Origin of the sequence: Streptosporangium vulgare, from assembly GCF_042428775.1 — a bacterium.
Classification (GTDB): Bacteria; Actinomycetota; Actinomycetes; order Streptosporangiales; family Streptosporangiaceae; genus Streptosporangium; species Streptosporangium vulgare.
This window is the reverse complement of the sequence record NZ_JBHMBS010000024.1, coordinates 111,361-133,520: the sequence shown is the minus strand read 5'-3', so window position 1 is coordinate 133,520 and position 22,160 is coordinate 111,361. Positions and strand designations below refer to the sequence as shown.

Here is a 22,160-nt window from a genome sequence, read left to right as displayed (position 1 = left end):
CGAATATGCCTCTGGCCTGCATGGACAACAGGGCTCAGGTCTGGCCCATCAGCCTGAGACCTCCGCATAAACGCAGGTGAAAGGCATATCCATTGGATCCCGCGCCATTACCACCGGAACCCCGGACCGTTCGGCAGCAGACCGCCGAAACCCGCCCTCGCCGAGCGGCACAACGGTCCGCATGACACCTGCTGCTGCCCCTTTCCGACGTACTTGGCCCTCCGCTCCCGAACATGTCCCCAGCCGCCAGGTAGCGGAGTGAGAGATCACGATTGCGGTTCGTGATCGTTTCGGAGCGGTGAATGTGGCTGGCTGGGTGGGGTTTCTGCTTGATCGTGTTCGTGTCGAAGACGGTCAGGTGGAGGGCGGGTTGGAGTGCGTCGGGAGCGGGAGCCGGAGGAGCTGACAGGAGGGTCGGTTCCCGCCGGGAGCGGAGGGCACCTCACCGGCTTCGGCACCATGGCCAAGCTCTACGCCGCGCCGAGCTGAAGTCGCCGTGTACGGCCGCTAACGGATGGTCGAGATCCCGGCGAGGATAAGGTCGATGCCTGCGAGGAATTGCTTGCGGTCGTCGTGCTCGGCCAACTGTGCCGCGACCTGATGCACGAACGGATACTTCGCGGCGTCGTGCTGTGTCGTCCACCGAGCGGCGATGGTTTCAAGGAACGCGGACCGGTCCGTCTCTCGTGGCAGGGCGCGGGCGCCTGCAGCGGACTGTCCTGCGATGCCGAGAACGTAGTTCACGAGCGCGGAGGCGGCGTCGAACTGCGCGTGTTCGGGAACGCCGAGGGCTGCGAGCTGACCGCCCGCGCTCTCGAAGATCTGCAGCATCGCCGTCTGCCACGGTTCGCGAGACAGCTGCGCACCGACCCACGGGCGGGCGTGGATCGCATCGAACACGCCGAGCATGATGGCGCGGATCGCCTCACCCGGCTCGCCACCGGTGACCGGCCCAGTCGTCACGTGAGCGATGACCTCGTCGGTGGCGGCGCGCAGGAGCTCGTCCTTACCGGCGACGTGGTGGTAGATCGCTCCAGGCCCGGTCGACAGACGATTCGCCAGCACCCGGAAGGTCAGCGCGTCCTCCCCGCCCTCATCGAGGGTCTCGACCGCGGCACGGACGATGCGTTCCTTCGACAGCGCGTCCCCGCGCCGCTCTGCCCGCGGCTTTTTTGTCGTCATACGTCCATTTTGACACGGATGGAACGTTGTTCCATTCTATTGGAACAACGTTCCAAGCGGGACGCGTCGAAGGCCGGGCCAGGTACCCACCGAACGGCGTACACGGAAGAGATCGGAGATGGCATGGCACTCCAGGACCAGCCCGCGTACATCATCAAGATGCGCGCCAAGCCCGGACTGGGCGACCAGCTGTTCGAATTGGCCACCGCCGGCATGAAGAAGTCGGGGTCCTCCGACCGGTTCATCATGGCTCGCGAAGACGAAGACCCGGACGTGCTCTGGAACTTCGAGGTGTTCAGGTCCGAGGAGGCCAAAGACGCCTACGAGAACGGCCCTCTGGCTGACGAACTCCGAGACGAGATCATCGGCCTCCTGGCCGAGCCTCCGATGCGGATTCCGGTCCACCCGTACTCCGCTCTGCCCGCCGACCCGTCCTGAGCCGGCCAGGCCGCCTGCCGCGAACATGTTCACGACGGGCGGTCACATCGCACCACGCCACCCGATGCGCGCCCCTCCTCAGCCGCTTGGCCACCAGGGCGTGGGTCTGGGTGTGGGGGCGCGGTGGCGATGTGATTCGTCGCCATGGCGGTGAGAGCGCGCCGTCGCTGCCTCCTCGGACAACGGGGGGAACACATCAAGACCTACCCGGCGGCTGGGGACACCTTCGGGAGCGGGGAGCCTACTTGGTCTGCCCCTGCCTTCGGCGAGACGCATTCGAACGGAAAGTCACGACAAGTCGCTCAACTCTGGTCTGCTAACGGGACTTTTCGCTCAGATGCTCGTCATGCCCCGAAACGGGCCGCGTCCGGCCGGACCTGCACGTCACGCTCGGCATGCCAGGCGAGGTCCCCCGGAACTCCCGAAATCGTCGGTGCGACGGCGTGGACACTCCATCTCAGTGGCCGACGCGCTGGCCCGCTTCCGACGAACCCGGTCTGCAATGATGGGCCCGGCCTATATGGTCCCGGCATGAACTCCGCTTCTGCCAACATTTCGGGCCCGTGGCGAGAACAACTGACCGGCGCCTTTGAGATCCTGCTCGGCCGTCCGCTGGCGAGTTTCGACGCCGACGCCAGCTATGCGACGTTCTTCGGCGGCAACCTCATCGACGAGCTCGGCTTCGCGCGGGACACCGCCTGGGTGAACCCGGCCGCCCTCCGCGGCGCCGAGCCGGTCGTCTGGGACTGCCCGGTCTTCGACTTGGACGAGCCGCTGCTGGAGTTCGACGCGAGCCGGTCGGTCTTCGAGTTCGACAAGGCCGGGCTACCGCCGGAGTTCGAGGCGGATCTCGCGGCGGCGTGCTTCGCGGGCCGGCTCGTCCTGGGCGGCGACCTGGCTCCCCTGCTGGCGCGGTACGACCTCGCCGCGTCCGATCTGCGCGACACCTGGACCGTCTGCCACCCGCGGCTGGTCTCGGACGGCACGCTCTTCGACGCGATGCGGGTCGCCACCGCGCTCGGCACGGGCCCCGAAAGCCTCCTTCCCCTTGAGGCGGAGGCGGCCGAGGAGTGGCAGGAGGCGCTGGCCGACCTCATGCCGCCCGAGTTGTTCGCCCACCTGAGCTTCTTCTGCACCGAAGGCGAGGAGGGGCTGATGTACCTGCGGACCGAGCGGTCGGGCGGCGACCTGCTCGCCGACGAGGGCTGCACGCTGATCGCCAACTGGGAGGAGGGCCAGAGCCAGGTCGAGTTCGCGGTCGTCCAGGTCGGCGCGCTCTTGGCAGGGCCGCACTCGTCCTGAAGAACACACGGCGAGCCGGGGAGCGGCAGACCCGTCAGGGCCGGACGGCGGACGGCGTGAGGCCGCCTGCCGTCGACGCCGCGGCGGGCGCGACCGAGCTTGGCCGGCCGAGGATGTTGGCCGAGCGCTTCGGTCGCCCTGTCGGCAGGTCGGTCAGTCCAAGACTGGAGAGCGTTGACTCTGTCAGGGGGCCTCCGGCGGCCCGTTTCCGCCGTATTCCGGAACCGGAAGTCCTTTCTCAAGGATCTCGCTCGGGCCCGGTCGTACATGTCGTACCTCAGCGTTTCCGCGGTCACGCTGCCTCAGACGCCCATCGGGCTCGATACAGGGGGCCGACGAAGGAGGCCTGCGGCGGCGATCGCCCCAGCCCGTACCGAAGCTTGGCCACCGCCGGCGATCGTCACGGCCGGTACCCGGTCCTCGAACGGGTGTCCAGGAAACGTTTCGACCGAAACGTTTCCTGCCCGTATCCAGCGAACGCCACGAGGAGCCCGCCGGCACCGCCAGGCGGACGGATCGTTGGCTCGCTCCCCGTCTTCGGCCGGTCTGCGCACGGCGTTCCAGGTCGAGGCGTCAGCGGAGGAGACCATCCAGACAGTTCAGGCACCGCCCCAAGTCCGAGCCTCCGAAGGCAACCGACGCGGGTGACTAACCCCGGCACCACCCTGACCATCACGACCCCGCCGGCCGCCGCTGCCGGGGTCTTCGCCGGCTGACCATCAAGCAAGATCAACAGAGTCGTGCCGAACCTACTTGCCCGACGTGCCTGACATACCTTCAAGCAGCTGACCAGCTATTTCGCTTGACTACCCAAGATAACTCCCGAATCGCCGCCAACCGGCCTTCGGGACCACTTGGAGGATCGGTACGGAAATTAGCGGTAGAGCTCACTACCTACGGTGTTCCGGAAACCAGGTCCACCATCGATCGGATTCGGCCGGGACATGACGGGCAACATGCGATGCCATGAGCTGCTGGAAGGCCTCTCCTCGCATCCCTACCGCCAATTTCCGTACCGATCCTCCCCCAAAGGTCGTGAGGCAGAAAAGGCCGGAAAACCCATACGCCGGCCGCGTTGCCCGGCGATCTGACCCATCGTAAGCGGCTCAGAGGCGTGATAGCCGCTGTGTGAGCAGGGCTCGCAGCTCCAGGTCCTCGCTGATCGCGGTGACGCCGCCCCAGTAGCTGTGGCGGCGGTCGTCAGCCAGCACATCTCCCATGATGGCCAGATGGCCCTCCGACAGGGCGTCGATGCCTGTGAGGGCTCGGGCGGCGGCCGACGCGACGGGGAGCGGGCGGCCTTCGAGAAGTTCGGCGATCGGGCGGATCAGGATGTGGGCGCCCTCGCCCGGATCTCCGGTGATCTTGATGAGGGCGTGGGCGGCCTCGTGGGCCGTCCAGTGGTCGAGGGCTTGGGCCAGCAGTCGCAGTGTCGGAACGTGGGCGGTGGCGTGCGGGCCGAGGTCCCCGAGACGGCGGGAGACGTGGTGGTCCTCGCCGAGGCGGGGGCCCAGGATCTGCAGGGCGGGCTCGGGATCGCCGCTCACCCGAAAGTGCGCCCAGGCGATCTCGATGAGCGTCCGCCGCTCACCCGTGCCGAGCAGCCGTTCCAGTTCGGGGGCGGCGTGCGCTGCTTGGGGACCGATCTCGCCCAGCACCGTAGCAGCCTGACCCCACTCGCCGCGCTCAAGGAGCGCGGTCAGTTCCGGGACGACCCGTGCGACCTCGGCGGTCTGTGTGGCGGCCCACTGCGCGAGGGTCTCCAGCACAGAGCGTCGCAGGTCATCGGCGCAGTCCGGGTGCAGGTGCGGGGAGATCGCGGGGGTCAGGGAGTTCGCCCAGGGCGCGCACGGCGTCAGCAGTTCCGCGAGTGAGGGCGCGCTCGGCCAGAAGCCGGACTTCCCGGTGCGCTGTCCGTAGAGCGTGAAGCCTGTCTTTCGCCGGGCGAGCAGGTCCAGGAGGCCGGGGACGGCGCGGTCGTCGCCGGACCAGGCCAGGCCCCACAACGCGATGTTCGCCCAGGGCCCGTCCAGGTGGGCGGCCATGAGGTCGGCGTCGCGGGCGTCCTCGCGACGGGCGTGCGCGGCGAGGATCCTCAAGGCGAGAGCCGGATCGTCCAAGGTCTCCACACAACCGCGCAGCGCGGACAGCAGGCCGGGCGCGCGCGCGTGGAGGAGCGCTTTGACCGCCGCGTTGACGCCCGCGACGCGCAGGCGCTGTTCGGGGCGGGCAAGCAGGGCCAGGCAGACCGCTTCGCCGTTGCGCCGGTCGAGATCGCGCAGCACGTTTCCACTCGCGTGGTCGGGGTCGCGCGAGGCGAGGTTGCTGTGCGGCAGCGCAACGGGCTCGGCAGTGAGCCCCGCGATGATCGGGGCGGTGGGGATCGGGCGGCCGGGCAGCGCCTTGGCCAAAGCGAGGGTCGCATACATCGCGTGGTGGGTATCAGCGCCCTCCCCCTGGTCACGGAGGAAGACGAGGACCTCGGGCAAGGCTGCCGCCGAGAGGCGCTTCGCGAGGCTGCCGAGAGCGAGCAGCATGTCGGTCCGAACCGAGACGTCGGGGTCGGGCCACCCGGCGACGAGCGCCTGGGCGACCTCGTCAGGGTTCTCGGTGTCTTCGCGAAGAACCCAGATCGCCCCTGTCCGAACGGCCGGGTCCTGATCACCGAGCAGGGCAAGCAAGCCGGGGCGCGCCCGCGCCCACGCCCCAGACCAATCGGCGGCCACGAAGCGGGCGGCCACCACCGCAGCCGTCCCCGCCAGGCGCGCGAGGATCTCCAGCACCTGCGGACGGCACGAGACGCGCGGCGACCCGGCGGCCTCCACGAGAAACGGCAAGATCGCCGGGGCGGCCGTGCAGACGAAGCCGCCCTGGTGATGAAGCTCGTTGAGGAGCTCATCAGCTGCCTCGAACGCCTCGTCCCCCACGAGAAGAGAGCGCAAGAGAGCGGGCACGTCACAGCGACCCCAGTAGGCGTAAGTGAGCTCACCCCACGCGATGTCGTCAACGCCCTCAAAGATCATATAACGACCATAACGCCTGGCCGGATCCGAAAAAGGCGGTCGGCGCGGTCGGCGCGGTCGGCCGTCATGCTCATGCGGCGGCCGCCGGCCGGGGTGCTCGGGTGACGGCCGCGTCGCGTTGCATGCGCAGGTAGGCGCGGGCGGCTTGGTGGTCGGCTGGGGCCCTTGGCGGTGGGAGGGCGGCGGCACCGGTTCGCCGGCCGCACAGAAACGGCCGGCCGCGTCGACCGCGGGCCGCTCCTGCTCCGAGTGCTTGGGCTCCTTGCCCGGCGGACTCACCTCCGCGTAGCGGGCCGGCAACTCGATGGCGTCCATGACTGGCCGGTAGGCGTTGTTGTCGCCCTTGAACTCCGGTGCCGCCGACAACGAGGAGCCGGGTGGTGTTCCGGTGGGGGATCCCCCACCGGAACACCACCCGGCTCGCACAGACCCTCAGGTCAGGATGTTCCGTGACGATGCCGGCGTCGAGGGCTCGCCCCCGACGCCGGCCACGTCCAACAGCCGCTCAGGCCTTCGGCGGCGTGCTCGGAGTACCTTTGGACAAGGAGACGCCGAAGGTATTCCGAGCACGCCGTTCACGATGGCCCGACAGCCGTCCTGGCGGCCTTCTCCAGCCGTTTAGTATCCGCGCTTCCAGGGCGAACAGTTTGCGGTGCCCGAGCCGGCACACACCCTGAGTTGATCGATGCTGCCGCCGTCGGCCGGTCGCTCCGACCCACAGCCGTCAGCGGACCCATTGCCGTCGCCGACGGAGTCGCGTAGTCCCTTGGCGGTGATGTACTCCGTACGTATGCCGAGGTTGTCGGCCCTGACGTCGCAGGCTCGAACCATGGTGCTGTTGCTGTATGACGTACCGGAGCCGGCTTTGGCTCCGTTGACGTACACGACCACCGTCACGTCCGCCGCGCTCGCCGGAGACGCGGAGAAAAGCATCCCCAGTGCCGCCGCCACAGTGAGCCACGTTATGCGTACTGACCTGCCCATATACTTCCTCCCCTGATTAAACAGCGAACACCTCGCCGAAACTGTTGGCGACGGATCCGCTGCGTTCCCGTTGAGTAAGAACATTGCGAAAATCGGGCGATATGTCATTGACCATGCGCGCCAAGCCCTTGCCGTTCAGCGCCAAGCGGCCCACGCATTCCGGTTCCACGCACCACGCGGCGGCCTCTGCCAAGATCAGAATCCTTTGACCTGTGAAAACAGGCCGGGAACCCCGGACAGGTCTGGCTTCGTCCTTGACCGCGCGCCCCTCACGGAGGAGGGGTTCGTTGAGCGGACGGAGAGGGCGGCGCGGATGTGAGACGTCACCGGAACAGTCGCTTCCCGGGCGACAACCGATGAGCTCCGACCCGCGCCGGCCCTGACACATCGGGACCGGCTGTTCGACCGGACGGGTTCAGGTCGTCAGCACCGGTTCGCCACGCAGAGCGGCAGGCCGTCGGGCGGGGGTGGTTGGGGGTCGTTCCGCATGGGCGTGGTCGTGCCGGCCGCCGCCCCCAGGCCGGCGCCGTTGTTGAACCAGGCCTTCACCCCGCCCAGACCGTCGTGGACGAGGTAGTCGGCCCGGCGGTCACCGTTGATCTCGGCCAGGCCGACGTTGCCGCGGGTCACGCCGACGCCGGAGGCGATCTCGCCGGCCGCGAGCCAGGCCGAGCCGGAGCCGCCCCGGTTGTTGGTCCAGGCGCGGATCTGGCCGAAGTCGCCGAGAACCAGGTAGTCGTCGCGGCGGTCGCCGTTGACGTCGGCGAAGGTCACCGTGGGACCGGTCGCGCCGACGCCGGAGGCGATCTCGCCCTGGCTGTTCCACGCGACACTGTCGCCGGTGCCGATGTTGCGCCAGAACCGGACCCTGCCCTCGCCGTCGACCACGAGGTAGTCGTCGCGGTTGTCCCCGTCGATGTCGGCGAACCTGATCTGGTCGCGGGGAGCGGACCCCGAGGCGAGCGGGCCCTTGCTCGCCCAGGCGACGGCATCACCGGTGCCGCTGTTGAACCAGGCCGTGACCTGGCCCTGGTCACCCACGACGAGGTAGTCGTCACGGTTGTCGCCGTTCAGATCGGCGAAGCGGACGTGGTCGCGCAGGCCCGAACCGGACGCGACCTCACCGCGGTAGCTCCAGCCGACCCGATCGGCTTCCCGGACGTTCAGCCAGGCTTTCACCTGACCCTGGTCACCGACGAGGAGGTAGTCGTCACGGCCGTCGCCGTTCAGGTCGGCGAACCTGACCTGCTGGCGGGGCGCGTCGGTGCTCGCGATCTGGCCCTGGTAGTCCCACGGGTCGGGGCGGCCGAAGCGGTCGTTCAGCCAGGCGCCGACCTCGCCGGCGTCGTTGACGGTCAGGTAGTCGTCACGGCCGTTCCCGTCGATGTCGGCCATGGCCACCGCGGCGCTCCCGGCTCCCACACCGCCGGCGACGGCGCCCTGGTAGACCCATGGCCGGTTGCCGCCGACGTTGTTCAGCCAGGCCCGGATGTAGCCCTGGTCGTCGACCACGAGGTAGTCGTCGTCGCCGTCACCGTCGAGGTCGTGGAAGCGCACCTGGTCGCGGGTGGCGCCGACGCCCGTCGCGATCTCGCCCCGGTAGACCCATCCGCCCCCGCTGACGTTGTTGAGCCAGGCCTTGACCTGGCCCTGGTCGCCGACCACCAGGTAGTCGTCACGGCCGTCGACGTCGATGTCGGCGAAACGCACCTGGTCGCGGGTGGCACCGACGCCCGCGGAGATCTGGCCCTGCGCCGCCCAGCCGCCGCCCGCCTGGTTGTGCCACGCCGAGACCTGGCCCTGGTCGCCGACCACCAGGTAGTCGTCACGGCCGTCGCCGTTCACGTCGGCGAAGCGGACCCTGTCGCGGGTCGCTCCGACGCCGGAGGCGATCTCGCCCCGGTAGTCCCAGCCGCCGCCCTGACCCGCGCGGTTGTTGAACCAGGCCTTGACCTGGCCCTGGTCGCCGACCACCAGGTAGTCGTCGCGGCCGTCGCCGTTCAGGTCGGCGAAGCGGACCTGTTCACGGGTCGTGCCGGAGACCGAGGCGATCTTGCCGACGTAGTCCCAGCCGGCGGGCGCGGGGCCCGAGGGCGGTGGACTGCCCGGCTCCGGAGTGCACGGCCGGTCGTCGCCGAGGAGCGGGGGCATGATCAGGCCCTCGTCCATCGCGGCGTTGATCGCGCTGTGGTAGGCGTCGGCCATCTTGCGGTAGCCGGAGTTGTTGGGGTGGAGCGAGTCGTTCAGGTCGGCCCTGGTGAAACCGAGGGCGCCGTTGCCGACCAGCCGTACGCGCTTGCCCTTGGCGCGGAGGCCGTTGACGATGGTCGGGATCTTGGCGTTGTACATCGCGATCAGCGCGTTGTCTCTCTCGTCCGTGGACGGCACGAGGCTGGAGACGATGACCGTGGTGAGCGGCGAGATGTCGGTGATCTTGTCGACCAGGGCGCCCAGGCGGAGGTGGGCCGTGTCGGGGTCCTCGTCGTTGGCCAGGTCGTTGGTCCCGATGTGCAGGATGACGACGTTGGGCCGGTAGCGGTTGATCGCACACTCGGCCGCCAGCTGGTCGATCTGGCTGATCCGCCAGCGGGGATGCCCCTCGTGGTCGGTGTCAGGGATGTTGCCGTGCCCGGAGTCCACGGAGCCGACGAAGTCCAGGGATCTCGTGTCGTCCTGCAACAGGTCCCAGAGGCGGCCTCGATAGCCGATGCCGCCGGGGCTCCCGCCGACACCGTAGGTGATGGAGTCACCCAGCGGCAGCACGCGCAGGGCGGTCGTTCGAGGCATCCAGCCCAGCTCCATGGCCCGCTCTATGGTGCTTTGGGTGGTTCCGGGGCCGCGTCCACGCACGACGGTGCTCAATGCCCGGAAAAAGCCGGCGGATGACCCCCACCAGCGCGAGATCGTGTTGGCGACCGACTCGAACCCGGCGCCGATCTTCTCGAAGACCGAGCTCCACGAGTTCTTCGTGGTCCACGGGCCGAACCAGGCGTCCCAGATGGCCGCGGTGAGGGCCTCCAGCACGAGTCCCACCAGGGCCCGCTCCCAGAAGTGCCAGTCGTCCGACGGCCCGTGTTTGAGGGCCGTGATCAGCAGGACGAGACCCTTGCTGATGATCACCGCGAGGCCCGCGCAGATCCCCTTGGCGAAGTTCGGGTTCGCCATCACGGGGACGAGGGTCAGGACGCACGCGACCCGGAAGACGACGCCGCCGGCGGTGACGCTGACCCACATCAGCACCTCCTCCCACCAGGTCAGGTCGTTGATGTTCACGTCGGCCTCGATCGTGACCGACAGGCCGCCGCCGGTCACGGTGAACGCGCCGTCGAACTCGCGCGGCTCCAGGTCCTCCGCGCCGGGGAAGTCGGCCGGATGCGAGGCGATCTCCTCCTGGATCGTCTCGCTGAGCAGGTCGTTGCGGTTGTTGAAATCGGCCGCCCACGCGGTCAGGTCGGCCCGGTCGAACCCCTCGGGCATCGGGAAGTCGAGCGTGATCGAGGTCGCGGCCTGCGCGACGGGCTGGAAGCCCACCTGGAGGAGCAGTGACAGGGTGACCAGGAGGGTGGTCAGCACCCTGCCTCTTCTTCCTAATCGGGTGAACGTCCTGCTGCGGGATGCCGACAAGGTTCCTCCACCTGTGCTCTTCCTCCGGCCACGCGTCGGAGCGCAGGTTGATCAAAACCCGCCCGTGTCCTCGAACGGTGAAGGCGGGGTGAACGGAGGAATACCTGGGCGGTCAAAACGGGGTCAGTCCTCATGTGCGCATACGCCGCCGCCGGCCTCCTGCTCACCATGACCGCCGTCACCGCGACCATGACCGGCAATCGCCGCGTCGAGACCGCACATGGGTCTTCTGGGACATGCCCACCGCGTTGTCCCGCGTGGACGACGCGGATGCCGGCGCGACGGATGCGCACGTAGCCTCGGATTGTCAGTGCGGTGGGTCATACTCCGCCAAGCCAGGATGATCATCAACAAGGCGAAGGCGTTGACATGGCACAGTTGCTGCGCAGGCTCGACGACGAAATTTATGTCGAGTACAACAGGTTCGGGCTAAGCGGCACCGACCTGCCGTCGTGGGGCTCTCCCACCGACGAGATCTACCACTTCGTCGCGGCCGTGCGCCTGGAGTCCTGGGACGCCGAGCCGGGGACCGCGGACGCCTCTTGGACGCCGGTCAGTTCCGCGACGTTCGTCGCGGAGAGTGGTGTGGTCGCGATCGCGTCGATGGCGGACGGCAGGGGGCACGACTTCCTGATCGGGCCGCCGCGTTTCGAGTACGGCGTGGACATGTACCTGCGTGAACCCGAGCCGGGCGACGGGCATGGCACAGGTAAGAGCGATGAGACGTGGCTGCTGAGGTTCTGGCCGATCCGGGATGTCTTCGACCCGATCACGCACGCGGCGCCGTTCACCTACATCGCGCGCGGCGTTCTGTACTACTCGATCGACCTGGAGCCCGAGCAGCTCGTGCAACCTCCGGCGCGCCGGAAGGTGCCGGTGCCGGTCTCGGCGGCGGCGGACTGGGCGTCACTGTGCCCGGACCCGGACCTGGACACCTTCGACGGCCGGCTGCGCAGGTGGCGCCGCAAGGCCGAAGACAGGGGCGTCACCGTTCACGAGTTGCTGCGCGAGGCCGGGGTCGACATCGCGGACGGCGCGGACCTCACCCCGGCCTCCTGCACCCCGCCGCAGGCACGTGCGGGACGGTTCAAGGATCCGCTGATCGACCGCTACTACGCCGAGCAGGCGCAGCGGCGCTCGTTGTCCAAGCAAGACCTGGGTGAGGATCAGCTGCGTGAGTACGCCGACGGCGAGCGCATCGCCAAGGAGTTGTGCCGCGGCGGCACGCACACGTTCTCGGTGCCCGTCGAAGGCCGGGGCGCCCTGTACGCGCCGGCGGGCGTCAGCCGCCGCGTGTGGCGGTGGGAGGACGACATGCTCGGCGGCGAACTCATGGACGACGGGCTGAGGGTGGATCGGCAGATCCTGGCCAGGAACCCATGGACCAGGCAGATCCTCGTCTCCGGCATCGTGACGGTCCTGCGCCGCGACCACGGCAGGCGCGGCTACGACGACACCGTCTGGTACGTGGTGCGCGACGCCGAACCGCACGAGGCGGCCAGGGTCTTGTGCGCGGAAGCCACCTGGGAGGAGGACCAGGATCGGCGCCGGGCCTTGGACGAGGTGGCGAGGGAGAAACTGATCGACCTGCGGGCCACCTACAGGAGCCGGGAGAGGTGAGGGCGCCGTTGCGGGAAACAAGGTCCGGGTTCCGGAGCCTGTTTCCCGCAACGGCCGGCTCGGACGGGAGGAGGAAAGAAGTCCCCGAGGTGGTAGGGGCCATCCACGAGGAACATGAGGTTCGGGTGGCCGGGCCGGCCGTCGATGATCTCGGCATGCTCGTCCCCGACGGCCTCCAGTCAGGCAAGGTCAGCGGAACCCCCGGTCCGGCTCGCCGTGTCCACCGACCGGCACTGCGGTTCCGCGGCGCCCTCACATCAGGGCAGAGGTGACGCGACTACGAGCCGCACAGGAACACGCTGCCCCGTCGCCCGGGCCGACGTTCGCCATGAACCTGGTCCACGGTCGGATCGGAGACGGTCTGTCGCCACCCGGCCCTCTAGACCCGATCGGCCGGACCTGGCCGGGCTGCGGTAGCGGGCGTCGCGAAGCTGGGCGAGAGGAACAAAAGCCTCAGGACCTGGGGATTGTCACGCAACGCGAGCAGCGATTACGGCCCACCGAACCGTCACCCAGGGCTACTCTTCGTGTCGCAACAGTAAAAGCCCCGGCGGGTGCGCCAACACCCCCGGGACATGGCACACGGAGAACACATCCGCATGCGAATTCATCGTAGCAAGCACACGGCCAATTTCACGGTCCTGCCGAACTCCTGTCTCAGGGATCGGCGGCTGTCCTTCACCGCACGCGGTCTGCTCTCCTACCTTCTGTCCCATCCCGAGAACATCCGCCAGGACATCAAAACTCTCGCCGCCGGCAACCCCGAGGGCCAGCAGGCCATCGCGCGGGCCATGCGGGAGCTGATCACCCACGGCTACCTGGTCCGCGAGCACGTCCGGAACGCGTCAGGGCGGATCTCCACCGCGGTGGACGTCTACGACACCCCCCAAGATGGCCGTCAAGACATCAAAGGCCAGGTCAGACCGCGTCTCGGTTCGCCGAGACCCGGTGAGCCGAGTCCCGGCGAACCGAGCGCTCTCCCTACGGGAGTGAAGAAAGAAGAGAAAGAAACCACCCCCCTCCCCCGCGAGTGCGCGCCAGGCGAGCCCGCGCGATCCACCCGGCCACCGACAGGGGACGGCGAGGATGGATCGACACTTCCCGGTTCCGTCCCTCAACCGATGGCTCCAGGTACCGGCCTTCAACCAATGGCTCCAGGTTCCGCTCCCAGATCGAGGGCGTCAGGCACCGGCCTTCGACCGATGGCTCCAGGTTCCGTCCCTCGACCGACGGTGCCGGGTTCCGTCCTTCGGACGACGGCTCCGGGTTCCATCTCTCGACCGACGGTTCCGGAGGTCGCGCTCCTCACCCGCCTCGGCCGTGCCGAACCCCGGCTCACCGTCGGCGAGTCCGAGATGGCTCCCGTGCTGCCCCTCCTCGCCGAGTGGCTCGCCCGGGGCGGCACCGAGGCGCAGATCCGGACGGTCCTGACCGTCGGGCTGCCCGACGAGGTCCACTCCCCCGCGAAACTGATCGTTCACCGGCTGCGGAGCAAGATGCCCGCTCCTGCCGTCGTCTCGACGACTCCGGGGCCGGTGACCCGCGCCGAGTGCGACGAGTGCGGGCGCCCGGTGCCCTCCCCCGGCGTGTGCTCCCGGTGCGGCGACACAGCACGGAGCGGGAGCCCCGCCCCGACCGCGGACGTGAGACGCGGCGCCGCCCTCGCCCGCGGCCTGCTGGAAGCCCGTCGCCCCATGGCGGCGTAGGAGGACGAAGCCGCCGGTCGTCCGGGGAACCGTGCTCCGCCCGGGAGGCGAGGCTCAGGGGATGAGGAAACGGCTGATCTGGTCGACGTGCGGAGCGCGCAGGAGCTCGTGGTGCTCACCTCGGATCTCGCGGACGGTCAGGTCGGAGACGGTCTGTCGCCACCCCGCCTCCTGGACGGCCCGCAGCTTGGGCGGGTGCAGCTCGCTGGCCAGGAGCGTGACCCTGCCGTGGAACCATCCGGCCCGGTAGCCGGCCAGGCCGCGCAGGCTGTCGCGCCACAGCCGCAGCAGTCCCGGCCCGTACGCCTCGTAGTAGGCGGCCACCTGGGAGGGTGTCATGCCCAGGCCCGCGAAGAATCCCACCTGCGAGCCGAGCAGGACCTGCCCGGCCTCGGCCGCCCCCAGCGGGGCCAGCCGGTCGATCAGCGCCTCCAGCTCCGCCAGTTCGTCCAGCAGGTCGGTCACGAACACCTCGGGCAGCACCGAGTCGATCAGCACCACGTGGTCGACGCGGTGGCCGAGCGCCTGGAGTCTCCTCGCCGTCTCGAAGGCCAGCACCCCGCCCGCCGACCAGCCCGCGAGCGTGTACGGACGCGCCAGGTCCAGCCCCGACCTGGTCATTTCCCCGGCGTACGTGGCGGCCATCTCCGGCAGCGAGCCGGCGTTCACCCCCGATTCCAGCGCCTGCAGCGCGTAGACGGGCCGGTGCGTGGCGAGCCTGGCCGCCAGCCCCGCGTAGCAGAGCACGGAACCGCCGAGCGGGTGGAAGCAGTAGAGCGGGTCGCCGACGGGCGAGGACACGGCCAGCGGGGTGATCACGGGGAGCGTGGTGGCGGGAGCGTCGGCCTCCCGGTCGGCGACGCGCCCGCGCCCCGTGGCCCTCCCGCGAACGTCGCCGGAAGCGGTCCCGGGACCGCGGCCGAGGTCGAGGTCAGGGCCGGGACCGGGAGTACGGCCGAGGTCGAGATCGGGACCGGGGCCACGGTCGAGATCGGGATCGGGATCGGGATCGGGATCGGGGCTACGGTCAAGGTCGAGGTCGAGGTCGAGGTCGGGACCGGCGTCACGGCCCCGCTCAGGGGCCGGGCCGGAGCGGTGCCCGGAGACCCGGTCGGGGACGGCGGCCGACACCAGGGTGGCGAGGCCGCTGACGGTGGCGTTGGCGAGGAACTTGCGGAGCTTGACCTTCACGCCCAGCCGCTGCTCCACCCCGGCCATCAGCCGCACCGCGCCGAGCGAGTCGATGCCCCGGGCGAACAGGTCCTCGTCCGCGCCGACGTCCTCGGAGCCGATCCCGAGCAGTCCCGCGATGAGGTCGGCGATCTGCCCCTCGACGGCGGTGCGCGGCCGGGACGGGGCGGGATCCTCCGCCGTGCTCCCCGCCGTGTCCCGCGCGGTGGCGGCGTTCACCTCCGGCAGCGCGGATCGGTCCACCTTGCCGTTGCGGTTGAGCGGGATCGCGGGCAGCGGCACGAAGACCGAGGGCACCATGTACTCGGGCAGGCTCCGGGCGAGCCCCGCGCGCATCTCGGCCGCCGTGGCGGTGCCGACGACGTAGGCGACGAGCCTGCGTCCGGCGCCGGGTCCGGCACCGGATCCGCCACCGAGCCCGCCACCGGGTCCGCCCTCCCGTACGGCCCCGGCTCCAGGTCCCGCGGATCCGGATCCGGATCCGGATCCCGTTCCAGGCCCGGAGTCGGCCCCGGAGCCGGCCCCGGCCCCGGGCCAGGGGGCGGCGACGACCACCGACTGCTCGACCCCCGGCAGTTCGTCCAGGGCGGCCTCGACCTCTCCCGGTTCGACACGGAACCCCCTTATCTTCACCTGGTCGTCGATCCTGCCGAGGAACTCGAACTCCCCGTCGGCCCGGAGCCTGCCCAGGTCGCCCGTACGGTAGAGCCGCGAGCCCGGGGCGCCGAAGGGGTCGGGCAGGAAGCGCTCGGCGGTGAGCGCGGGCCTGCCGTGATAGCCGCGCACCACGCACTCGCCGCCGATGTACAGCTCGCCCGGCACGCCCATCGGGAGCGGTCGCATCGCCTCGTCCAGCACGTACATGCTGGTGCCGGGGATGGGCCTGCCGATGGGGACCAGCTCGCCGCCGATCGGGCCGGTCACGGTGTGCACGCAGTTGGCGACGGACGCCTCGGTCGGGCCGTACTCGTTGAGCAGCACCGGCGCCGGGTCCAGCCCCTGCCAGAACGCCAGCGCCCGGCTGGGGAAGGCGTCGGCGCCCACCACCAGGACCCCGGCCAGGCCCGCGGCCTGCTCGGCGGAGAGCTGCCCCGCCAGGACCTCCAGGTGCCCGGGAGTGAGCTTGACGAACCCGTACGGCCGGGCCGACAGGGCGGCGCCCAGCTCGTCCAGCGCGGTGTCCTCGGCCGCGACGTGCAGGCACTGGCCGACCACCAGCGGCGTGTAGATGTTGGGCACGACCATGTCGTAGGCGACGGAGGAGAACAGCGGGGCGCCCCCCACCCCGCCGACGGCGTAGGCGGACACGCACCAGCGCAGGAAGTTCACCAGGCCCCGGTGCGGGACCATGACGCCCTTGGGCCTGCCCGTGGAGCCCGAGGTGTAGATGAGGTAGGCCATGCTCTCCGGCGTGCCGGTCGCCCCGGGGTCGTCGCAGGGGTAGCCGGAGGTCTCGGCCTCCAGGGCCGCCGCGTCGTCCAGGACCAGGCGGGCGCCGGAGTCGGCGACCATGTACGCGAGCCGCTCGGCGGGCAGCCCGGGATCGAGCGGCAGGTAGGCGGCCCCGGCCTTCCACACGCCGAGGAAGGCGGCGACGAGCCAGTCGGAGCGTTCGAGGCGGACGGCGACGACGCTCTCGGCGCCCATGCCCCTGCCGCGCAGCCAGTGCGCGATCCGGTTGGCCCTGGCGTTCAGCTCCCGGTAGCTCAGCCGGACGGCGCCGAAGGTGAGCGCGACGGCCTGCGGGGTGAGCCGGGCCTGGCGTTCGAAGAGCTCGTGGGCTCGGGCGTCGAGCGGACCCAGCGGTTCCGGACCTCGGCAGGCCGCGAGCAGCGCCCGGCGCCGGCCGGGCGGGAGGATCTCCAGGGTGCCGAGCGGCGCGTCGGGCGAGGCCGCGGCCTGGGCGAGCAGGTGGACGAAGGACTCGGCGAGCCGCCGGGCGGTGCCCGGCTCGAACAGGTCGGTGCGGTAGGTGAGGTGTCCCACCAGGCCCCCGCCACCGCCCCCGTTCCCGTTCCCGTTCCCGTTCCCGGGCATCAGGGACAGGGCGAGGTCGTACTTGGCGGCGGTGTCGGGGAACGCGAACGGCTCCACGGCCAGGTCCCCGAGCGTCGTGGCGCCTCCCAGGCCGGCGTGCATCTCGTACAGGACGCGGAACGGCGGGGTGCGGCCCTCGACCTGCATCGAATACGGCAGGTGCTGGTGGGTGAGGGCGTCCAGGCAGTAGGCGCGGGTGCGGCGCAGCAGCTCGGTGAGGCTCGGGTCGCCCGACAGGTCGGCGCGCATCACGACGGTGTTGAAGAAGGCCCCGACCAGGTGCTCGGAGTGCGGCGTGGCGCGGTTGGCGACGGTGCTGCCGATCGCGACGTCGTCCTGGCCGCAGTGGCGCGACAGCAGGGCGGCGAACGCGGCGAGCCCGGCCATGTAGGGGGTGGCCCGGCAGCGCCTGGCGACGGCGCCGAGCGCGGCGGCCGTCGCCGCGGGGACGGTGAAGGTGACGACCGCGCCCCGCGCGGAGGTTTCGGAGACGGGTACGTGGTCGACGGGCAGGTCCAGCACGGGGAGCCCGGCCAGGGCGGTCCGCCAGTGCCGCAGGGCGGGCCCCAGGTCGGCCGCCCGCTCGGCCGCCACGACCTCGTCGTGGGAGGCGGGCAGCGGGGGCAGCGGATCGGGCAGGCCCTCGGCGCGGGCCCGGTAGAGGGCGTCGAGCTCGCGGAGGAACACCCCCATCGACCACTCGTCGAAGGCGATGTGGTGCACGGTGAGCACCAGGACGTGGTCGTCGCCGGCCAGGCGGGCGAGCCGGGCGCGCAGCACCGGACCCGCCGTCAGGTCGAACGGCCGCCGCGCCTCGGCGGCGGCCGTCTCGCGGACCGCCTCCTCCGACTCCGCGAGGTACACCGGCAGCGCGACCGGGGCAGGCGGCAGCACCGACGCCACCGGCAGCCCGCCGGCGCTCGCGTAGACGGTGCGCAGGACCTGGTGGCGGGCGACGACGTCGCCGAGCGCCCCGGCGAGCGCCGGGACGTCCGGCGTGCCGCGCAGCCGCAGCGCCAGGCACACGTTGTACTCCGTGCCCGCCGGGTCGAGCTGGTGGCCGAGCCACATGCGTTCCTGGGTGTACGACAGCGGCACCCCGGTCATGGGCGTCTCAGGCGCTGCGACCGGCACCTTCCACCTCCAGCGGCGACAACGGCGCGAGCGATGGGAGTGACGGGGACGTCCCGGCCTCCAGCATCCCGGCGACCACCTGGGCGAGCTCGCCCACCGTCGGGTAGGTGAACACGTCGGCGACCGGGACCTCGACGCCGTGCCGCGCCCGGATCCGGGCGACGATCTGCACGGCGACCAGCGAGTGTCCCCCGGCCTCGAAGAAGTCGTCGTCGGGGCCGACGGCGTCCAGGCCGAGCAGCGTCGCCCAGTCGTCGGCCAGGGCCCGCTGGACGGACTGGACGGACTGGACGGAGGTGTGCGTGGGCGTGCTCATCATGGTCTCCTCGCCGCGCCCGCGGGCGCGAGCTGGTCTTCGGCGCCCGGTACCGGGCGGGCCGGGTCGTGGTCGACGTCGACGATCCGGTTGGTGCCGTCCACGTGGACGACCCTGGGCCGGTGGCCCGGCAGCTCGCCGCCCGAGTACTGGCCGTAGGAGATCAGGATCACCATGTCCCCCGGCGAGACCAGGTGGGCGGCGGCGCCGTTGATGCCGATCACCCCGCTGCCGCGCTCGCCGGTGATGACGTACGTCTCCAGGCGGGCCCCGTTGGTGATGTCGACGATCGCCACCTGCTCTCCCTCCAGCAGGTCGGCGGCGTCCATCAGGTTCTCGTCGATCGTCACCGAGCCGACGTAGTGCAGGTCGGCGTGGGTGACCGTCGCTCGGTGGATCTTGGATTTGAACATCGTGCGCAGCATCTCGGACTTCCGTTCACGCATGGGGGACCGGTGACAGTGCCGAGAGCGGCGCGTGCGGTTCGCGCACCGCCGCTCCCAGCAGATGCAGCCATGCATCCACCAGGCCCTCGACGGTGGGTCCGTCGAACAGGCCGGTGTTGTAGGCGACCTCGCCGATGATCGAGTCCGGGGTCTCCGCGACCGAGCAGACGAGGTCGGCGACCGTGGTGCGCGTCGCCAGGTCGATGGGGGTCACCGTCAGCTGGGGCAGGCGCACGCTCTCGGCGCCGGTGAGCGCGCTGAGCGGGACGCCGTTGAAGATGACGTCGAAGAACGGGGTACGGCCGGGGCGGCGCGGCGGGCGCAGTGCCTGGACCAGCCGCTCGAACGGGACGTCCTGGTGGGCGTAGGCGCCGTGGACGACCTCGCGGACGCGCTCCAGCAGCTCGGCGAAGGTCGGGTCGCCGCCGCAGGGGGTGCGCAGCACCAGCGTGTTGGCGAAGAAGCCGACCATCTGCTCGGTCTCCGGCCGGGTTCGGCCGGGCACCGGGGAGCCCACGGCGACGTCGCCGCCGCAGGCCTGGAAGAGGGTGGCCTGGAACGCGCCGAGCAGGGCGGCGAAGAGCGTCGTGCCCGCCTCCCGGCTGAGCGCGCGCAGCTGCTCGGTGACCCGTTCCTCGATCATGAAGGGGGTCCTGGCGCCCGCGTAGGTCTGCAGGGGCGGCCGGGGCCGGTCCAGGGGCAGCTCCACCGGGGTGAGCCCGGCCAACTGGCCGCGCCAGTAGTCGAGCTGCTCGCCGCCCGCGCTCTGCTCGCGCTGCCAGGCGGCGTAGTCGGCGTACTGGGCGGCGAGCTCGGGCAGCACGGCGGGCCGGCCGGACAGCGCGGCCTCGTACAGGGTGGCCAGCTCCTGCCAGAACACCTGCTCGGAGCCCGCGTCGTAGCCGATGTGGTGGACGACCATGGAGAAGACGTGCTCGTAGTCGTCCAGCCTGGTCAGCCTGGCCCGCACCGGCGCGGCGGCGGCGAGGTCGAACGGCTCGTCCCAGTCGGCCTGCAGGGCGTCGGAGGCGGCGCTCTCGCGGGCGATGCGGGTCTCGCCGGGCGCGCTGCCCACCGTGAGCCGGGGTCCCCGGGCGTCGATGCGCACCTCCGGGATCCCGTCGGGGCTCTCGACGTAGCGGGTGCGCAGGATCTCGTGCCGCGCGACCAGCTCGTCGAACGCCTGGCGGAACGCCGCCACGTCGAGGCGGCCGTGCAGGCGGCAGGCGGTCGGCACGTTGTACGCGGTCGAGCCGGGCGCCAGCCGGTGCAGGAACCACAGGCGCTCCTGGCCGTAGGAGAGCGGCAGCGGCCCCTCGCGGGAGGCGCGCGGCAGCGGCGGGAGCTGTTCGGCGCGGGTCTCGGCCACCTCCTCGGCCAGCTCCTCCAGCGACTCGGCGGAGAACAGCAGGTAGAGCGGGAAGTCGATGCGCAGGTCGTCCTGGATGCGGAACATGACCTGGGTGGCGAGCAGCGAGTTGCCGCCCAGCTCGAAGAAGTTGTCGTCCAGGCACACCTGGTCCAGGTCGAGGACGTCGGCCCAGATCGCGGCGAGCGTCTTCTGCACGGGAGTGACCGGGAGCCGCCCCTCGGACCGCTCTGCGGGCGCGACGATCTCCGGCAGCGCGGCCCGGTCGACCTTGCCGCTGGTGGTGAGCGGCATCTCGCCGATCACCGCGATCTGCGCGGGGATGAGGTACGGGGGAAGCCGGTCGGCGAGGTGGGCCCGCAGCTCCGCCGGGTCCGGGACGGCTCCGGGGGCGGCGCCGGGGACGCTGCCGGGGCCGGTGTCCGAGGCGACGACGTAGGCGAGCAGCCGCTCCCCGGTGACCGTGACGGCGGACCGCCGGACGGCCGGGTGGGCGTCCAGGGTGGCCTCGATCTCGCCCAGTTCGACCCGGACACCGCGGATCTTGACCTGGTGGTCGGTGCGGCCGAGGAAGTCCAGGGCGCCGTCGGGGCGGCGCCGTCCCAGGTCGCCGGTGCGGTAGAGGCGCGAACCGGGCGGGCCGTACGGGTCGGGCAGGAAGCGCTCGGCGGTCAGCGCGGGCCTGCGGTGGTAGCCGCGCGCCAGTCCGATCCCGCCGATGAACAGCTCGCCCGCCTCGCCGTCGGGTACGGGCTCCCCGGCCTCGTCCAGCACGTGCACGGTGTTGCCGGTGAAGGGCGCCCCGATGGAGACGACCGGGCCGGCGTGCGGGTCGTGCGGGTCGTAGGTGTACAGGGTGGAGTCGATCGACACCTCGGTGGCGCCCCACTGGTTGTGCAGGCGGCACCCGTACAGGCCGATCTGCTCGTGGAAGGCGAGGGCCAGCGGCGCGGTGAGCGCCTCCCCGCTGGAGACCACGTGGCGCAGGTGCGGCAGCGGCGGCAGCCCGGCCCTGCGGTGCGCCTCCAGGAACAGCGAGAGCATGCTGGGCACGAACTGCACCACCGCGGCGCCGAAGCGGAGGGTGGCCTCCAGCAGCGCGACCGGGTCGCGGTGCTCGCCCGGCGGCAGGATCGCCACCACGCCGCCGACCGACAACGGCCAGAACACCTCCACGGCCGAGTCGTCGAAGCTGAGCGTCGTCTTGTGCAGCACGGTCTCGCCGGGTTCGAGCCGGTGCTCGGCCTGCATCCACCGCATCCGGTTGACCCACCCCCCGTGGGTGCTGGCCACCCCCTTGGGCGTGCCCGTCGAGCCGGAGGTGTAGTAGAGGGAGACCAGGTGGTCAGGGCGCACCCCGGAGCCGGGGGGCGTGACCGGCCGGTCGTCGATCAGCTCGCTGTCGCGGTCGAGCAGCACGACGCGGGTGATGTCGCCGGGCAGCAGGTGGGCGAGCGCCTGCTCGCCCACAGACACCGGCACCGCGCCCTCGGCGAGCATGAGCCGCACCCGCGCGGGCGGCGCGTCGGGGTCGACCGGCAGGTAGGCGCCACCGGCCTTGAGGATCCCGTGCAGCGCGATGACCAGGTCCAGTCCCCGGTGCACGCACACCGCCACGGGGGTGTCGGCGACCACTCCCAGGTCGCGCAGGTGGTGGGCGAGCTGGTTGGCGCGCCGCTCCAGCTGGCGGTAGGTGAGGGTGTTGCCGTCGGCGTCGATGACGGCCACGGCGTGCGGGGTCCGCTCCACCTGGGCTTCGACCAGCTCGTGCAATCCGGCCACGACTTC

Annotated in this window: 13 protein-coding genes; 5 read left to right on the top strand and 8 right to left on the bottom strand. The window is 70.8% G+C overall.

Annotated elements, in window-relative coordinates; genetic code table 11:
* Nucleotides 1-507 precede the first annotated feature (507 nt).
* A complete protein-coding gene (locus tag ACFFRH_RS34590) occupies nt 508-1,182 on the bottom strand; it encodes a TetR/AcrR family transcriptional regulator (protein ID WP_344745917.1) in 675 nt (224 codons plus the stop codon).
* 123 nt (nt 1,183-1,305) lie between these two features.
* Here ACFFRH_RS34590 and ACFFRH_RS34585 point away from each other — a divergent pair, with 123 nt between their 5' ends.
* Both ACFFRH_RS34585 and ACFFRH_RS34580 read left to right on the top strand, forming a co-directional pair.
* Nucleotides 1,306-1,620: a putative quinol monooxygenase gene (locus ACFFRH_RS34585; protein ID WP_344745919.1), complete on the top strand. Its 315-nt coding sequence runs from the start codon at nt 1,306-1,308 to the stop codon at nt 1,618-1,620.
* A 531-nt stretch (nt 1,621-2,151) separates the two neighbouring features.
* Nucleotides 2,152-2,922, top strand: a complete 771-nt coding sequence (locus ACFFRH_RS34580) for a hypothetical protein (protein WP_344745920.1) — start codon at nt 2,152-2,154, stop codon at nt 2,920-2,922.
* A gap of 1,106 nt (nt 2,923-4,028) precedes the next feature.
* Here ACFFRH_RS34580 and ACFFRH_RS34575 read toward each other — a convergent pair.
* Nucleotides 4,029-5,945: a hypothetical protein gene (locus ACFFRH_RS34575; RefSeq protein WP_386161610.1), complete on the bottom strand. Its 1,917-nt coding sequence runs from the start codon at nt 5,943-5,945 to the stop codon at nt 4,029-4,031.
* Between the two features lie 829 nt (nt 5,946-6,774).
* Here ACFFRH_RS34575 and ACFFRH_RS34570 point away from each other — a divergent pair.
* Nucleotides 6,775-6,945 (top strand): hypothetical protein, encoded by a 171-nt coding sequence (locus ACFFRH_RS34570; RefSeq protein WP_386161608.1) that lies wholly within the window; start codon nt 6,775-6,777, stop codon nt 6,943-6,945.
* Here ACFFRH_RS34570 and ACFFRH_RS34565 read toward each other — a convergent pair whose 3' ends face one another.
* Nucleotides 6,946-7,122 (bottom strand): hypothetical protein, encoded by a 177-nt coding sequence (locus ACFFRH_RS34565; RefSeq protein WP_344745923.1) that lies wholly within the window; start codon nt 7,120-7,122, stop codon nt 6,946-6,948. It lies immediately after the preceding gene.
* Nucleotides 7,123-7,352: 230 nt separating this feature from the next.
* The gene (locus tag ACFFRH_RS34560; RefSeq protein ID WP_386161606.1) at nt 7,353-10,502 is read right to left on the bottom strand and encodes an FG-GAP-like repeat-containing protein; all 3,150 of its coding nucleotides are present in this window, start codon (nt 10,500-10,502) and stop codon (nt 7,353-7,355) included.
* A gap of 420 nt (nt 10,503-10,922) precedes the next feature.
* Between ACFFRH_RS34560 and ACFFRH_RS34555 the strand changes: the two genes are divergently transcribed.
* Both ACFFRH_RS34555 and ACFFRH_RS34550 read left to right on the top strand, forming a co-directional pair.
* Entirely contained in the window at nt 10,923-12,173 is a 1,251-nt protein-coding gene (locus ACFFRH_RS34555; protein WP_386161604.1) for a hypothetical protein, read from the top strand.
* 1,355 nt (nt 12,174-13,528) lie between these two features.
* Nucleotides 13,529-13,879 (top strand): hypothetical protein, encoded by a 351-nt coding sequence (locus ACFFRH_RS34550; RefSeq protein WP_386161603.1) that lies wholly within the window; start codon nt 13,529-13,531, stop codon nt 13,877-13,879.
* A gap of 54 nt (nt 13,880-13,933) precedes the next feature.
* On the opposite strand, the gene ACFFRH_RS34545 is transcribed toward ACFFRH_RS34550, so the two are convergent.
* From ACFFRH_RS34545 to ACFFRH_RS34530, 4 genes are read right to left on the bottom strand one after another with little or no spacing between them, the layout of a single operon-like run.
* On the bottom strand, nt 13,934-18,241 hold the full coding sequence (locus tag ACFFRH_RS34545) for a non-ribosomal peptide synthetase (protein WP_386161601.1): 4,308 nt from the start codon (nt 18,239-18,241) through the stop codon (nt 13,934-13,936).
* On the bottom strand, nt 18,222-18,557 hold the full coding sequence (locus ACFFRH_RS34540) for an acyl carrier protein (protein ID WP_386161600.1): 336 nt from the start codon (nt 18,555-18,557) through the stop codon (nt 18,222-18,224). The genes ACFFRH_RS34545 and ACFFRH_RS34540 overlap by 20 nt, the downstream gene beginning before the upstream one ends.
* Nucleotides 18,557-18,982, bottom strand: a complete 426-nt coding sequence (panD, locus tag ACFFRH_RS34535) for an aspartate 1-decarboxylase (protein ID WP_344744990.1) — start codon at nt 18,980-18,982, stop codon at nt 18,557-18,559. The genes ACFFRH_RS34540 and panD overlap by 1 nt, the downstream gene beginning before the upstream one ends.
* A 13-nt stretch (nt 18,983-18,995) precedes the next feature.
* Nucleotides 18,996-22,154, bottom strand: a complete 3,159-nt coding sequence (locus ACFFRH_RS34530) for a non-ribosomal peptide synthetase (protein WP_386161599.1) — start codon at nt 22,152-22,154, stop codon at nt 18,996-18,998.
* Between the last annotated feature and the right edge of the window lie 6 nt (nt 22,155-22,160).

Excerpts from the sequence above, each read along its gene's own strand:
- ACFFRH_RS34590 (WP_344745917.1), bottom strand. The coding sequence starts at position 1,182 with ATGACGACAAAAAAGCCGCGGGCAGAGCGGCGCGGGGACGCGCTGTCG.
- ACFFRH_RS34585 (WP_344745919.1), top strand. The coding sequence starts at position 1,306 with ATGGCACTCCAGGACCAGCCCGCGTACATCATCAAGATGCGCGCCAAG.
- ACFFRH_RS34580 (WP_344745920.1), top strand. The coding sequence starts at position 2,152 with ATGAACTCCGCTTCTGCCAACATTTCGGGCCCGTGGCGAGAACAACTG.
- ACFFRH_RS34575 (WP_386161610.1), bottom strand. The coding sequence starts at position 5,945 with ATGATCTTTGAGGGCGTTGACGACATCGCGTGGGGTGAGCTCACTTAC.
- ACFFRH_RS34570 (WP_386161608.1), top strand. The coding sequence starts at position 6,775 with ATGGTGCTGTTGCTGTATGACGTACCGGAGCCGGCTTTGGCTCCGTTG.
- ACFFRH_RS34555 (WP_386161604.1), top strand. The coding sequence starts at position 10,923 with ATGGCACAGTTGCTGCGCAGGCTCGACGACGAAATTTATGTCGAGTAC.
- ACFFRH_RS34550 (WP_386161603.1), top strand. The coding sequence starts at position 13,529 with ATGGCTCCCGTGCTGCCCCTCCTCGCCGAGTGGCTCGCCCGGGGCGGC.
- ACFFRH_RS34540 (WP_386161600.1), bottom strand. The coding sequence starts at position 18,557 with ATGAGCACGCCCACGCACACCTCCGTCCAGTCCGTCCAGTCCGTCCAG.
- panD (WP_344744990.1), bottom strand. The coding sequence starts at position 18,982 with ATGCTGCGCACGATGTTCAAATCCAAGATCCACCGAGCGACGGTCACC.